This is a genomic window from Elusimicrobia bacterium HGW-Elusimicrobia-1, from assembly GCA_002841695.1.
GTDB lineage: Bacteria > Elusimicrobiota > Endomicrobiia > PHAN01 > PHAN01 > PHAN01.
In genome coordinates this window covers 149663-164293 of sequence record PHAN01000002.1, presented here as the reverse complement: position 1 = coordinate 164293, position 14631 = coordinate 149663, and the positions used below count along the sequence as shown (strand labels likewise).

General features: G+C 53.7%; 8 protein-coding genes. All 8 read right to left on the bottom strand.

Annotation, left to right across the window (positions count from 1 at the left end; all coding sequences use genetic code 11):
* Positions 1-10: 10 nt before the first annotated feature.
* Positions 11-754 (bottom strand): hypothetical protein, encoded by a 744-nt coding sequence (locus tag CVU77_01545; protein PKN02132.1) that lies wholly within the window; start codon positions 752-754, stop codon positions 11-13.
* 28 nt (positions 755-782) lie between these two features.
* Complete coding sequence (locus tag CVU77_01540) at positions 783-1433, bottom strand: hypothetical protein (protein ID PKN02131.1); 651 nt, start codon at positions 1431-1433, stop codon at positions 783-785.
* A gap of 42 nt (positions 1434-1475) precedes the next feature.
* Positions 1476-2243, bottom strand: coding sequence for a motility protein A (locus tag CVU77_01535; GenBank protein ID PKN02130.1), 768 nt, complete (start codon positions 2241-2243; stop codon positions 1476-1478).
* 126 nt (positions 2244-2369) lie between these two features.
* On the bottom strand, positions 2370-3839 hold the full coding sequence (locus CVU77_01530) for a hypothetical protein (GenBank protein ID PKN02129.1): 1470 nt from the start codon (positions 3837-3839) through the stop codon (positions 2370-2372).
* 244 nt (positions 3840-4083) lie between these two features.
* Positions 4084-5592, bottom strand: coding sequence for a hypothetical protein (locus tag CVU77_01525; GenBank protein PKN02128.1), 1509 nt, complete (start codon positions 5590-5592; stop codon positions 4084-4086).
* Between the two features lie 199 nt (positions 5593-5791).
* Positions 5792-12619 carry a hypothetical protein gene (locus tag CVU77_01520; protein PKN02127.1) on the bottom strand — a complete coding sequence of 2276 codons (6828 nt, stop codon included), beginning with the start codon at positions 12617-12619 and terminating at the stop codon, positions 5792-5794.
* 44 nt (positions 12620-12663) lie between these two features.
* Positions 12664-13032, bottom strand: a complete 369-nt coding sequence (locus CVU77_01515; protein PKN02126.1) for a hypothetical protein — start codon at positions 13030-13032, stop codon at positions 12664-12666.
* Entirely contained in the window at positions 13029-14474 is a 1446-nt protein-coding gene (locus tag CVU77_01510) for a hypothetical protein (protein ID PKN02125.1), read from the bottom strand. Before CVU77_01510 ends, CVU77_01515 begins: the two co-directional genes overlap by 4 nt.
* Positions 14475-14631: the final 157 nt, after the last annotated feature.

Below are 14631 nucleotides of genomic sequence, written 5' to 3'. Positions count from 1 at the left end.
ATCTGTCGACTTATGTCCTTACTATTATGAACTCGATGCGGCGGTTTTTCGAGCGGCCTTCGAGGGTATCGTTGGTTCCCACCGGCTGAAACTCGCCGTAACCGGCCGCGGCGAATCTTTCGGACGGAACTCCGAGTTTGTTCATATAGTTTATCACGTTTATGGCGCGATCGACGGAAAGCTCCCAGTTGTTGGCATATTTCGGAGTGCTTATGGGAATATTGTCGGTGTGCCCCTCGACTATGACCTTGTTGGGCACTTTACGCAGCATTTCGGCTATTTCATCCATTACGGACGCCGCTTCCAGTTTCAGTTCGGCGTCGCCGGAATCAAACAACACGGGAGTAGCCAGCTGTATTCTGATGCGCTGGGCGTTTACGTCCACATTCGCCAGTTTGTCCAGGCCTTTTTCGGAAAGATAATTCGATATCTCGGCGGCGGCCTGGCTTTCTTTTTGCTTGGCTTCGAATTTTTCCTGAGCTTTTTTGTCGAGTTTGGTGAATTCGCTCTGAAGTTGCGTAAGCACCTGTTCGTAACTCGATGAGTTCTGGTTATATGTGAACGAATACAAAATCAGGAAAAGAACCATCAGCACCGTCATCATATTTCCGTAGGGAATCAGCCATAGCGACTCAGGGTTGATATCGTCTTCATCGGCGCGATGAGCGCGCTTCCGGCCCGACGATTCGGCGACCTCGGCCTGTCTGGCATCGCGTTCGGCAAGACGTTGTTTGAGTATATCTTCGGGTTTCATAATTATTCCTTAAAGACGCGGCGGCATTTTATTTTTTCACAAGGATTATGTCTATTCTTCTGTTTTTGGCGCGGTCTTCCTCGGTATCGTTTGAAGCCACCGGCTGATACTCGCCATAGCCCAGCGCCGACATACGCGCGGGACTGATGCCTTCTTTCTCCGTGAGATAATTCAGCACCGCAAACGCCCGGGCGGCCGACAGGTGCCAGTTGGATTTATACTTCCCTCCCGACATCGGGATGTTGTCGGTGTGTCCCTCGACCGTAATGGGATATTTGCTTTCCTTGAGCGGTTTTGATATTTCCGAGAGTATTTGTCCGGTTTCGGATTTTACATCGGCCTTTCCTATGTCGAACAGGACGGGCGCGGGCAGCGTTATTTTGATTCTGGACTCCGTCTCCTCGACGAGCGCTATTTTTTTTAATTCCTCCATTTGCCGGTCGTCTTTTTTTTCTTCGACTTTCTGCTCGGTTTTTTTTCCGCTGAACTGGTCTTTGAGCGCGCTTTGTAAGTCCTCGCGCAAACCCGTTTGCAGACGGGACATTGTAAAAAGCATCAGGAAGAACAGCATCAAGTTGGTCATCATATCCGAATAAATGGTAAGCCAAATTGTGCCGCCGTCGTCGCCGTCCTCGCGCGGACGGGCGCGTCTGTCTCTCATACGCCTGAAAATAGCCATATTTTTATCTCTATTCGCGCCGGTGCGCGGCGCCGTCGTATTTTATTTTTTCGCCTCTTTTCTGGTTTTGTACGCCAGGTACGAGTGAAGTTTCCTTGAAACTATGAGCGGTATGTCGCCCGCCTGTATCGAGAGAATGCCCTCGATGGCCACTTCCTTGAGCAGCACTTCCTGTTCCGTCAGCGCGGCGAGTTTTCCGGCCGTGGGCAGAAATATGAAGTTCGTGCCGAAGATGCCGTAAAACGTGGTGGTAACGGCGACGGCCATCGACGATCCTATTGATGTGGGGTCGGTCAGGTTTTGAAGCACCTGTACGACGCCAATAAGAGTTCCCAGCAGACCGAATATAGGAGCGTATGCGCCCATGCTTTTAAAAACTGCGGTTACCTGGGAGTGTCTGCGACGGAGAAACACTATTTCTTTTTCAAGGTTCTCGCGCACAACCGTGGGGTCGAGACCGTCAAGCACGGCTTGCAGGCCGTCTTCCAGAAACGGGTCTTTAAGGGTCGGGAACTCGGCCTCAAGAGAATCAACGCCCGACTTTTTAGCTTTTTCGGCGAGTCGAAGAAGCATACTCATCATATACTGCGGCGTATAGCGCTTCGGCGGAAATAATACGAGCATCATCGCCTTCGGCACTCTTTTCAATATGATAAAAGGGTAGGTAACGAGTGTGGCTCCGAGCGTGCCGCCATACACCAGCACGGCCGCCGGAGCGTTCAGAAGCAACCCGACGACACCGCCGACATACATCGTATAATATATCGCCGCGCCGCCTATCAACAAACCTGATACTGTCATTATGTCCATCTAATGTCTCCTTAGGGGCAGTGGATAGTGAATAGTGAATAGTGGATAGTCCGTTTTTGCTAACCGACTGTAGCCGAACGAAGGGCTTTACTATCCACTATTCACTATCCACTAACCACTTCTTTTTTATTTTCTCGTCACTATATCATAGCCGTCGCCCTGTTCTTTTTTGGCGCGGTCTATAACTATGTCGCCGTTTTTCTCCAAATCCTTGACGGCGGCCTCTATCATCTTGCGCTCTTCCTGAATGCGTTTGTCCGAGACCTCTCCGAGCAGGTCTATCTGCTCGGCCAGCATTGCGCGGGCGCCTTCGGTAAGAGCGTCCATTACCCTGGTCTTGATTTCTTCGGGCGAGTTTTTCAGAGCCAGAGCCAGGGATATTTGTCTGCGCTGAGATTCTCTTATGACCTTAAGCAGCGACGTCTTGTCCAGAAGTATCAAATCCTCGAAGAAGAACAACTGGCTCTTGAGTTTTACGGCCAGGGTGGGATTCTCGGTTTCGAGTGTCTTTAGTATGTTCTCCTGCGTTTCGCGGTTGACGGAATCGAGAATCTGCATAAAGTTTTCTTCTCCGCCGAGGAGGTAATCTATTTTTGTCTTTATGTCTTTTTCTATCGAATCCACGTCGGCGGGGTTGAGAATTTTGACGGTGGCAAGATTCATGGCCACCTTGGCCTGCGTCGCCGGCGCAAGTTCCGTCAATATCAGCGAGGCCATATGCTGCGGCAGATAACTTATTACCACGGCGATAGATTCCGCCGGCTCTTTTTTGATCAGGTAGATGAGATTTTTGAGATTTGCGTCGTTAATGAATCCGAAACGCTTCATCGGGTTTTGCTCTCCTTCCTTGAGTTGCGGACGTTTTCTGTCGAGGACGAGTTCCATAGAACCGCCGCCGAACGGATTGCCCCCGCCGCCCATACCCGCGCCGGTAAGTTCCGCGCCGCCTCTTATCCTGGTGTCCGCCTCGATCTTTAACTCCATAGCTTTTACGACTGTTTTAAAAAAACTTCTCACGGGGCCGAACAGAAACAGCGTGAGAAGTCCCATAAGGAAAAACCAGTAAAGATGCCGCGAATAATCTTCCAGATATTCGCGAAGTTTTTTTGTCTCGCGGCTGAATGCGATCTTTGTTACCTGCACGGTATCGCCGCGCAGCGGATTAAGTCCCAGCAATTCGTTTGTTTCCTTGCGGACGCGCTCTGAGAGCAGTTCCTGGGTTTCCAAAGGAAGCGTAATAAGAACCGTTATCCGTTTTATGACGACATTTTGCTGACCCATGCTGTAAGTGTCGAAAGGGACGTAAGAATAAGTGATGCCGGGCAGATAGTCCTCTTCGGCGCGGCGGGCGCCTGCGAAAGCGTCGCGCTCGCCATCCTTCTTGGACTCCTCGTAGGCAAGTTCGACGGTGGTGAGCACCACCATTTCCTTGGAGCCGGTTATTTTTTCGACGATTTTCTCGGCGCGGTCCTGAATCGCCTTCTCGAAGAGCAGTTTCTCTTCCATAAGAGACGTCGCGGCAAAAGCAGACGCCGCCGACAATAATGAGAATATGGCGGCTATAAATAATCGAAGCGCTCCGGCGGTTTTATTCATTATTGTCTCTCCATGAAAACGTCATTACGAGGAACGCCCTCGCCTGTCATTGCGAGCGACACACTCGCTTTTGTCATTCTGAGTTCCGCCGGTTTTTGGCGGGACGAAGAATCTTGCTACAAGTTACGAGACCCTTCGCTTCGCTCAGGGTGACACTGCGAAGTCAGATTGCTCCGCGGAAGTCACCCCGCGCACCGACACTGTACTTACAATGACAAAAATAAATTAAATATCGGTCTGACTATCATTTGATTTTCTTTATAAGATCGTCGAGATTCTTGTCGTAAACGAGTTCATTGGAGCGCTCCCACATCTTTTTGGCTTTGTCTTTTTCGCCCAGAGCGTAAAAGGCCGAGCCCATTCGTTTAAGCGCCAGGGCGTTGTCGGGCTCAAGTAAAAGTATCTCTTCGCAGAGTTTTATCGTCTCGGCGTAATCTTTTTTCTTGAACGCTATCAAACCCTCGTATTGCATTTTATCGACGAGCGTAAGTCCCGACGCTGGCTGCGAGCGGTCCACGCGGTATCCGGTTTTTTCCTCGACGCGGCCGAGCAATCTCATCATTGTGAAATTATCGGGTTCCAGAGAGAGGGCGTAGGCCAGCGTTTTTACCGACGATTGCCCGTGGCCTTCCACAAAATACACTATGCCGCGGCGCATAAGTTCGCTGACTTTATCCGTAGACATATTCTGAGGGACAATCGGGGTTATCAGGTTCAGGCGCTCGACGTAAAGAGGAACGTCGGGATCCGTGGGGTCTATGTTGCCGGCGTTTTTGAAGCGGTCCAGAGCTATGGTAAACAACCCTCTCTTGTACATATTGATGGCGCTCTGATAATTTTCCTGGAAGGCCATAATGCGCTGTTCGTCCTCGGGCGCGACGGATGTCGTCTCCGAGCTCTCTATCAATTTGGCGGCGGCGGAGGCCTTGCGCGCCAGTTCACGGAGTTCCGCCATCGAACGTCCGAATCGGAAGTTGAACGACGCGCGGTGCGAGAGTCCCAGATAATGAGTGGCCATGGCGTAATCCAGATTGAAACCGCCGAAGCCCAAGCCGAATCCGCCGGTCATCTCCTGGCGATTCTTGCCAAGGCGCAGCGCAAAATATTTATTCAAACGGCTCTCTATACCGACCGCATACGATCCGACGGACGAGCCATCGCCCAGCGTAGCGCCGTAGTCCATGGCCAGCCGCAACCGCTCGCCGAAAACTCTGTAGCCGCCGCCGATTTTCGCCACTACCGGCATAGTATCCGAAGTGTCGCCCGCAATCACCGATATAACGTTGGCGAAACTCAATCCCACGTCGGCCAGCGGCGTCAATCGGTACGCGGCGCCCACGTCCATCGCAATGCCCGACGCCGAAACGGTGTCCAGAGTGTTATTGTGAACACGGCCGCGCAATCCCACGGAAAGTTTTTCGGTGACGGCCTTGCCGTATCCTACGCCCACGGCAATCTGCTGGCCGGCAAAATCACCCGTCACGCGGTTGTTCTCGTCGGTCTTTACGGCGCCGCCGGAATAAAGTCGTATGACGTCGAAACCGATAGCGCCGCGGTCGAGCATGGGATGCACATAAGATAAGTAGCTGTAAGCGGTTTCTTCCCAAAGTACGGCCTGAAGCGTGCCGATTTCTTTTTTTTCAATGAAGCCAAGCGAAGCGGAGTTATAGTATGGCGAGAAAGCGTCGGCGTCGCCCACGGCCGTTCCGGCGCTGCCGAGCGCAAGATGTCTTGCTCCGGCGCCCCACGACATGAACGCGCCGGACCTGCCGGCGGCGTAAAGACAGTGATTAGTGGTTAGTGGGTAGTGGATAGTAAAAATAAAAATGGCAAGGGCGCAGCGTATCAAAGGCCGAGACAGCGCCGTTCCTATTGTCTTAGTGTGAATATATGACTTATTCATAAAAAAACTCTTTATTCTAACCACTAATCACTATCCACTAACCACTGCCCTAATGTATCACACCGATTTTCCAGCGTTTATTTTTCTTTTCTCCGTCGACAGGCGTGACGTCCACTGAAAGAATATACATTCCCATCGCCACTTTATAACCCGAAGAATCGGCGCCGTCCCATCTGATTTCATTAAAGCCGGCCGCTCCGCCTTCGGAACCGGCGGTGTAGTCCCACTTGCGCACCAGATTGCCCAGCAGGTCGTATATTCTCATATCCACGGCGGACGGGCCTTTGAGTATGTAAACTATTTTGCAGGAGGCCAGGCGCGAATCGAAAGGATTGGGATATGTGGAGAGCATATCGAGCGTTTCGTCCGGAAGCGATATGTACGCCACAGACGACGGAAGCGAATAGGCGCTCCATGTGCCGGCGTAATTTTTCGCGCGGATGCGGTAATAGTAAAACTGCGACGGCGACGAGGACGCCACGAAATATTCCACGGCCGTGGCCGTGCCCAGCGCCACCCACATATCCGTGCCGACCTTTTCGGAGATTTCGTAGTACAGTATGCCCGACTCGATGTCTCTCACGGGTTCCCACGAAACCCAGTATCCCGACGCGGACGCGCGACGCGGCGCGGCGGCGGGCGCCGCAGGGGAAGTTTCGTCCTGAGCGGTTGTCTGGGGTTTTTCGGGATCCGGCGGGGCGGTCAGGTCGACTTTCATTTCAAAGGTGTTGACGCGCACAAAATCGTCGGCGCTGGTGGCTTTGCACCAGACATAATATGTCGTATTGTGTTTAAGGTTCAGACGGTCGAAGTCGATATTATCGTCGGAGGATACTCGCCATGCGGTAACGTCGGGCGTGTCGGTGCTCGTTGTCATATCGAATGACGCGGCGGCGTAGCCGAGGTCCCTGACGCCGTTTTCGGCGATTGACGTCCAGGAGAATTTCAAAGACGCTTTCCTGTTGATGAAGTAAGTTATTTTACCCGGCTCAAGTTCTATGCCGCCGGGTTCGTCTATGACAAATTTGGCGGAAGGCACCGACGGAGTGCGCCTGTCGAGAAGTCCCATAAACGTGGACCTTATGTATCCGAAATTCTGTCCCGAGTTAGGCAGGTTATACTGAAGGCCGGAAGAATCCAGCCCCGCGCCCACGGTGCGATCGGGTGTGGAGTTGGGTTCAAAATCGTAGACAACAAAAATCATCTTCGACGCGTCATAAATCGTAAGCGGACTGGCGAGCGCTATCGAGGCGATGCCGTTACTGTCAAATGTCCCCGCTCCCAGAAGCGTGTCGCCGGACGCGGAGAAAAGCGTGTCGCCGTCGTCGTCGTAAAAAATCTTGGCCGCGACTACGTTTGATGGCTCGGCGGTTCCTTCGAGCGCCACCACCACCCTGTCGAGCGTGGCGTCGCAGAATGCCCGCAGTTCGGCCGAAAGCATAAGGACGTTAGTTTCGGCCACGGTCGCGTCTCTGGGCGCGCGCGAGCGCACGGAGGCGGTAACCTCGTCGGGGAAGTCCTGTATTGTGGCTTCCGCCGACTGTATAGGGAAGTTGGTGGGCATCACCTGGTCAACGCCGCCCAGCGTTATATAAGATGTGGAAGCCATCCTCAGAGCCAGTGTGGCTCCGACGGTGGCGCGCTTGGAAATTGCGCAGGCGACGAAATATGTGGTGTGGGCCGGCAGTATTGTATTGAGCGTCTCGGGAACGGCAAAAACAATATCGGCGATGCCTCCGGAAAACCTTGCGCTGCCGACAACCGCGTCGACGGATTCATTAAGCTCGCCGTCTCCGTTGACGTCGCGGTAAAGGGTAACTCTCTCAACGTCCGCATCGACCGCGGTGGATCCCGTGGACCTGTCTATGCGTATCTTCGTCCACACGGCGTTATTGTCGTTGAGCGAGAGGTTCAAAGGCATAAATACCTTCGTGTCGGACTGTCTGAGTATGGGGATGGCTTCAATCACGGGGTTTACGGTAAGTTTGTCGGAAGCGACATTTATTTTTACTGCGCCCGAGAAGAACAGTTTCCCCGCCGGCAATATGCCGTTGGCTCCTTCGGCGTCGAGGGTAAAGTAGTTGGTGGTAAATCTCGTCGTCACCGCGAACCTTACATCCTGAGTGTCGGAAGAATATTTCGAGTTTGGCGATATGTCGGCGGTCAGGAAATATTGAGCCGTCGTAAAAGCGTCGATGTCGGCGAAAAGCCCCGGCTCGGTCGGATTATTCGCAAGCGCGATATTGAGCGCCGCCACGCCAAGAGAGTTGAAAGCCGCGGTGGACACAAGCCGCGTAACTCCGATGTCGTCCCAGTTGTCGGCTCTGTAAAGGTTAAGCTTTTCTATGTCGGACGGGGCAAGGTTCACGCTGTTCGTCGAGATGTCCACCCTGAGACGGGTAAACGGCGACTCGCCGATGTCGGCTATCATCGAGAACGACGATATTCTGACGTTTCTTGCGCCCTGCTCCACTTGCGCCGGCGTAGTTGAGTGTATCGTCATAAAAATGGTGTTTGAACTCGGTATTATGTCTCTCGGCGCGATGTCGTAAGGCAGATTATTTCTGGAAAACGACGGATTGCCGACGGAGCCGACACAGCCGAAATTAAATTGCGCCCCCAGTGTTGCGCCTATGGGCGCGTCCTGCGCAAGGGAATAAGTGATGAAGAAATACGACGTTGTCGCCGAAATCGTCTGATTGGCGAAGTTAACCTGCGCGGAATCGCCCACAAAAACCGCCTCGCCGAGATAGGGCTCGTCCGCGGCGTCGAACGCCCTGTTCCCGTTTCTGTCGCGATATACTTTTACCGACGTGACGGCGGTTCCGGCGGCCGAGCCGGTTCGCGTGACGGTGACACGGTTGGCCGAAGAGTTCGATCCGTACGCGTTCCAGAGGCCGAGGCGGGCGACCGCCTGGTTATTTTTTCTTTGGACTAACCGCTGCGCGACGGGAACGAAGGTGGAAACCATTCCGTTCCAGCGCATTTCCGACGACGCGCCGGCCATTCTGATCTGAGACCACGCGAGTCCGTTGTTGGTGGTGCGAAACTGTCTGCCCGATGTGCCCGCCGCCACCGCTATCGCCGTGCCCGGGAAGTACGACACGCCGTTGAGACGTCCCGCGGCGGCCGAACTCACAAGCACCCAAGTGGCTCCTCCGTCGGCGGAACGGACTATGGTGTCCTTGTCGCCCACGGCAATTCCGTTTGATGGACTCACGAAGGATATGCCGTAAAGCGCCTGGTCGGTCGCCGCCGCCAATGTCCACGAATCGCCGCCGTCGGTAGTTCTTAAAACGTTGCCGCCGGATGTCGCAATGAAACCCGCGCTTTCGTCGTAGAAAAATATTTTTCTGAAATCGCCGGTGTCGCCCGGGGATATGTCGCTCCACGCCGATCCGCCGTTGAGCGTTCTGAATAATTTACCCCCCGCTCCGGCGACAAAACCCGTCGACGGACTCACGAAAAACACGGAGTAAAGCGCGGGCGCGCCGGTCATTGTGCCGAGATTCGACCATGTCTCGCCGGCGTCGTCGGATTTAAGAACCTTGCCTGAGGCCGTCGCCGCGAAGCCCGTGGAGACATCGGCGAAGTAAACCGAGTTTATGCGCTCGGCTACGCCCGATGCCTTTTGAGTCCATCCGGTGCCGGAATCGGTGCTTACGAAAATCCTTCCGCCTTCGCCCACGGCGCAGGCCAGCGAACCGTCGGGAGAATGAACGCCGTAGAATCCCGATGCCGAACCCACCGCGTACCGCTGCGCGAACCAGTCGCCGCCGGAGTTGGCCGTTTTCTTTATGATGCCTTCGTCGGCAGCGGCCCACGCGCGGCCGCCGGCGCCTGCCCATACATCGACGTAATTCTGTGCTATCGCCTCATAAACGTTCACGACGCCGGGACCGGCGTAGAAGAGATTTCTTAATGTGTAATTTTTTGTGCCGGCGTCGGCGGAGGCGTACATATGCGTGGACGGAATGACCTGCATTCCGGAGAAGGTGGTTGTGGATATCATTCCGCCTTCGTATTCCACCGATATGTTGCCGGCGTTGTAACCGTCGTTGGCGTATATCGTCAGATTCTCGTCGATACCTATGGTTCCGGCGCCGTCGTGCGTTACCATATACCTTATGGCCTTGGCCGGAAGGATGGTCTGCTGCTGCTGAGCCGAAGCCCAATCGGCGGACGGGGACTCGTCTGCGGTAATAGTGGGGTTGCCGGACTGCAAGTCCCTGTAGAAGAACGACTGTTGCGAAGAACCTGCCGCGATATTTACGAATGTTATTCCGAAGCTGCCTTCGTCGCCCGACAGCGAGAATTCTCCGTCGGGAGAGTCGGTCACAAGCGAGATGTTTTGAGCGGTGTCCAGACGCAAAACTCTGTCCGAAGCGTCGCGGGCCTCGACGGTAATAGGACCTATCGGGCTGCCCACTTCGCCGGTTCGGGCGGGCGTGACATATACGAGTTTTGCCACTTTGGCGGCGGCGGTTCTGGTGTTTGCGGAATCCAGAATATGCGTGGAAACATCCGAGTAATTTCCCTGATAGTCGACGGATCTTATGGAGAAGCCCCATATACTGCCCGGGGTCAAACCCGTAACCACATAGGTCTGCAGCTGCCCCGCCGCAGCGGTGGTCGAAATATTGGCGACTGTAACCGCCGCGTCGAATTGCGTTGTGGTGTTTATGAGGAAGTCGGCGCGACGCTTGATTACAAAACGGCCGTTTGTCAGTTGCGCCGTTCCGGCGTTGTCCGACGGAGCCGTCCAGGAGAGCACCACACGGCCTTCGTCCGTGGGCGACGGCACGGCCGTCAGGTCCGTTATGGCGGAAGGCGAGCCGCGGTAGTAAAACGGTCCGAGCGTGCTTATGCCCGACGGGATATTGCCCTTGTTGTATGTCCGCGCGTGGAAATACCACGACTCGGAGTTGAAACCCGCCTGCGGAATTATCATTGCCTTTTTAATGTGGAGATCGCCGGAGTCGGGATGGGTTACCGTGGAAACATTCGGAATCCACACCGTCTCGGTATTAACCCACGAGTGCGAGGGCTGTGTGCTGAACACAAAACGGTAGTACTCCACGGATGTAGTCGACATATCCGACGTGAACATAAACGTCGACTGATAAATCGCCGTTTCCGTCGGAACAGTGTTATACTGAACGCCCGCACCCGGCAGAAAAGCGAATTCCTCGGCCACGGGAACCGGCGCGTGCGAATAGGTCGTTACGCCCGCCGGAAGCAGCCGAGAGTCCGACGAGCGGCTCGACGCGTTGCCGCCGTTGGCGCTATATGCCACTGCGTACCTGTTATAGAGTATATTGGGCGACAGGTTATGCTCCGTGTAGAAAGTGGCGTCTGCCCCAAGTTCGCAGAGCATTCCCGTAAGCGAAGACACATAACCCTCGGCGGGCACGGAAACCGTTCCCGAGTATATTCTGTAACCCGTTTCGTTGCTTGAATTATCCGACCATTCCCAGTGAATTACCGTCGAGGAAACCGCCGTCCCGCGGAAGCCCGAAGGCCTCTGCGGCACAGGGCTGTGATCCACGGATATTTCCACAAGAGCCGGCGAAGTCGTGCCCGGTCCCGAGAGGTCGGCGCGATATTGAAGGTAGCGTCCCTGAATATTTGTAAGCGGCGCGCCGTTACTTAAAGCCGTCCACGGCGTGGGCGTTGAACTCTGCAAACTGAACGAATAATTGGATCGCCTGTACTGAATATTGGCCGACGTCCCGGCGGGGGTCGTGACCGTCCATGAGGCGCTGTTGATGTGGGTATTCTCGCCGCCGAGATCTTTTACTTCGGAAAGATAATATCCGTCGAAGTAATACTCGTAGCCCACGATTTCCGGCGACTGAGAGTAGTCGAGTGTGGGCGGCGAAGCGGTATATTTGCGCACGGAAATGAAATCGACCCATCCGCGGTCAAGCCCTGTGCTTATTCCGTCGGTGTTCTTGTTGTATTTCCACCGGATGGTATTCGGCGCCGCGGCAAGGTTCTGCGTGGTTTGCGTCCACGGTATTTCACCGCCTATGAGTGAAATATGCGAGTCCATATTATTCACATAGAAACGCAGACGGTCGGAATTTATTTCGGGCTGGCAGGAAGTGGCCCACCAGAAAGTGACGCGGGCAGCCATGGCGGGATTCACCGTGAATTGTATGTAGGATTCCTGTCCGTGCGTTATGGTGCCCGACCGCACCGAATAAGCGCCGGCGTATTTCGATGATGTCGTAATCTGAAAAGGCGCCTGCCCGCCCATAGACCACTTGCCCGGGTCTATGGCCGCGCTCGACCAGTCCTCGTAGAAATCGTCTACATTATGACGGTTGGAAAGCGATGAGGCCGTGCTGGAATTATTGTAATAAACATATATGGTCTTCTCGCCTACGGGGACGGACGGAATCCTGACCCATATCGGCGCGGCGGTGTTGGCGTTGATCGGAGTGCTTGTGTCCACCCAATAGGGCAACAGCGTTACGCCGTCGGAATCCGTTACTCTTAAATCCGCGCCGTCGGAACGCAATTTGGCCGAATCCACGTAACCCTTGGTGTTCAGCGTCAATTGAAGCTGATATTCGGTGAGTACTCCGGCGGAGTTGGTTATTTTAACGGGCTGTCTTTCCTGCCACGTGTTGCCGGGAACTGTGTACCAGTCGGCGACGTTTTGGATCCGTATCGGCGGCGACGCTACGGTGGAAGTGGTGCGGGAGAAATATCCGTTGGAGAAATCGGAAGCGGAGTTTTCCGTCCAGAAATCGGCATATGACGGAATGGCGAGCGCGAGGGCCGCCAGAAATACGGCGGCCGAGGCGAATACCCACCTCGATAATTGAGGTCTTGTCAAGGGCATTTTTATCGAACGTAAATTATACATTTTTTTCGGCGTCAAAAAATAATTTTATCCGTCTTCGCGGCGGATCAGGCGCCCGTCAGCGACTTTATGCGTTTTTCCAAATCCTTCAAGTCGAAAGGTTTGGCTATATAATCGTCGGCGCCGGCGGAAAATATGCGCGACTGCGTTTGCTGGGAATCATAGCCGGACATGGCAAGTATGGGAATCTTGCGGGTAAGGGCTCCGGCGCGAAGCGTTCTGGCCACTTCAAATCCGTTTATTTCTCCGGGCATCATAATGTCGAGAAGCACGAGATCCGGAAGCGTTTTTTTTATGAACTCCACGGCCGGAACGGGCTCGCCGAAAAGCGCGTACTCAAAGCCGAGTTTTTCGGCTATGACTTTTACAACCTCGGCGACGTCGGCATCGTCCTCGACTATCACTATTCTTTTCATATTTTGGCGATCGGCAAACGAATAATTATCTCCGTTCCCTTTCCCTCTCCCGGGCTTGACGCCGTAATTGAGCCACTGTGCTTTTGAATTATGCCGTAACAAATCGTAAGACCGAGGCCGGTTCCCTGGCCTATGTCTTTAGTCGTAAAAAACGGGTCGAATATATGATTGATATGTTCCTTTTTGATGCCGATTCCCGTGTCTTTTATCGATATCGCGACTTCCTGTCCGCTGCGATAGGTCGATACGAAAAGCGTACCGTTTCCGGTTTTCATGGCCTGAGTGGCGTTGGTCATTATGTTGAGCGCCACCTGATGCATATGCGACGGCGAAGCCATGACTTTGGGCACCGGCTTAAGGTCTTTTTTGACGATTATGCTCTTTGACTGCAATTCGCTGGACAAAAGGTCCAACGTTTCTTCGATTATCTGATTGATGTCCGTCGGGGCGAAGTTGTAGTCCTTGTCGCGCGAGAAATCCAGAAGAGAGCGGACTATCTTGCGGCACCGCTGCGCCGCCGATTCTATTTTAACGATGTGACTGCGGTAGAGCGAGTCCTCGGGCAGTTTTTCAAGCAAAAGCTGCGCCTGCCCCAGCACACCTGTAAGCGGGTTATTTATTTCGTGCGCAACGCCTCCGGATAATTGACCTATCGACGACATCCTGTCCATTTGCACTACTTGCAGCTGAAGTTTGGCGAGGTTCGAGACCATAGAATTAAAATTATCCGCGAGGGTTTTGAGTTCCGGCGGGGCGCGCTTAAGAATAATGGTGTGCGTAAGGTCTCCGGAACCTATCAAGCGGGCGCCGTCTTCCAGAGTTTTTATGGGCACGGAAATCGAGCGGAATAGAGAGACACTCAGATAGGCGGCAAGAAAAAGCGCCGCGAGCCCTCCCATGACGGAAAATATGAAACTTTTGCGAGTGCGCGCCGCGATATCCTTTTCTATTGAATCTATGCGGATGGCGTAGTCGTCTATGCGCCCGGTTATATCATCGGTGAGCGCTTTCATAGCCGGTTCCACGCGCTGTTCAAAGTATCTCATCGGAGTTTCCTCCGGAGTGTGCGATGAGAACATCCTGTTCACGGCGGCGGCATAATCACGGTAGGCGTCGCGCCAGACGGCTATGTCTTTTGCCTCCGACGACAATCTTATAAGATTTATAAACTCATCGATTTTCCTTACGATGAGCAACCCCTGGGTATTGAACGATTCCTTCTCGGCGGGCGTGGCGAACATCAAGTAATAATCTATGGTCCGGCGCTGCCTTGCAAAAGCAAAATCCGTCTCGCGCCAGAAGGACAGTACCTGGGCGTAGGAAATGCTCGAGTCCAGCTTGTCTCTTAAAATCGCGCTCATATAAAGATTCAAGGCGGCGATAGAGCACACCAGCGCAACGAACAACCCGAATGAAATAGTAAGTCGTGTGCGTATTCTCATAATATCATTCCCGCCTCTTGCTTCTCATTGAGAATAACAAACCATAAACACCTTAGCTGTCATCCTGAGCGAAGCGAAGGATCCTCTTAGAGTATGGCGAGGATTCCCCGCCGGAATATGACGGGGATTCTTCGCTGCGCTCAGAATGACGATTTAT

Coding starts and splice junctions, on each gene's coding strand:
- CVU77_01545 (PKN02132.1), bottom strand. CDS start 754: ATGAAACCCGAAGATATACTCAAACAACGTCTTGCCGAACGCGATGCC.
- CVU77_01540 (PKN02131.1), bottom strand. CDS start 1,433: ATGGCTATTTTCAGGCGTATGAGAGACAGACGCGCCCGTCCGCGCGAG.
- CVU77_01535 (PKN02130.1), bottom strand. CDS start 2,243: ATGGACATAATGACAGTATCAGGTTTGTTGATAGGCGGCGCGGCGATA.
- CVU77_01530 (PKN02129.1), bottom strand. CDS start 3,839: ATGAATAAAACCGCCGGAGCGCTTCGATTATTTATAGCCGCCATATTC.
- CVU77_01525 (PKN02128.1), bottom strand. CDS start 5,592: ATGTCGTGGGGCGCCGGAGCAAGACATCTTGCGCTCGGCAGCGCCGGA.
- CVU77_01520 (PKN02127.1), bottom strand. CDS start 12,619: ATGTATAATTTACGTTCGATAAAAATGCCCTTGACAAGACCTCAATTA.
- CVU77_01515 (PKN02126.1), bottom strand. CDS start 13,032: ATGAAAAGAATAGTGATAGTCGAGGACGATGCCGACGTCGCCGAGGTT.
- CVU77_01510 (PKN02125.1), bottom strand. CDS start 14,474: ATGAGAATACGCACACGACTTACTATTTCATTCGGGTTGTTCGTTGCG.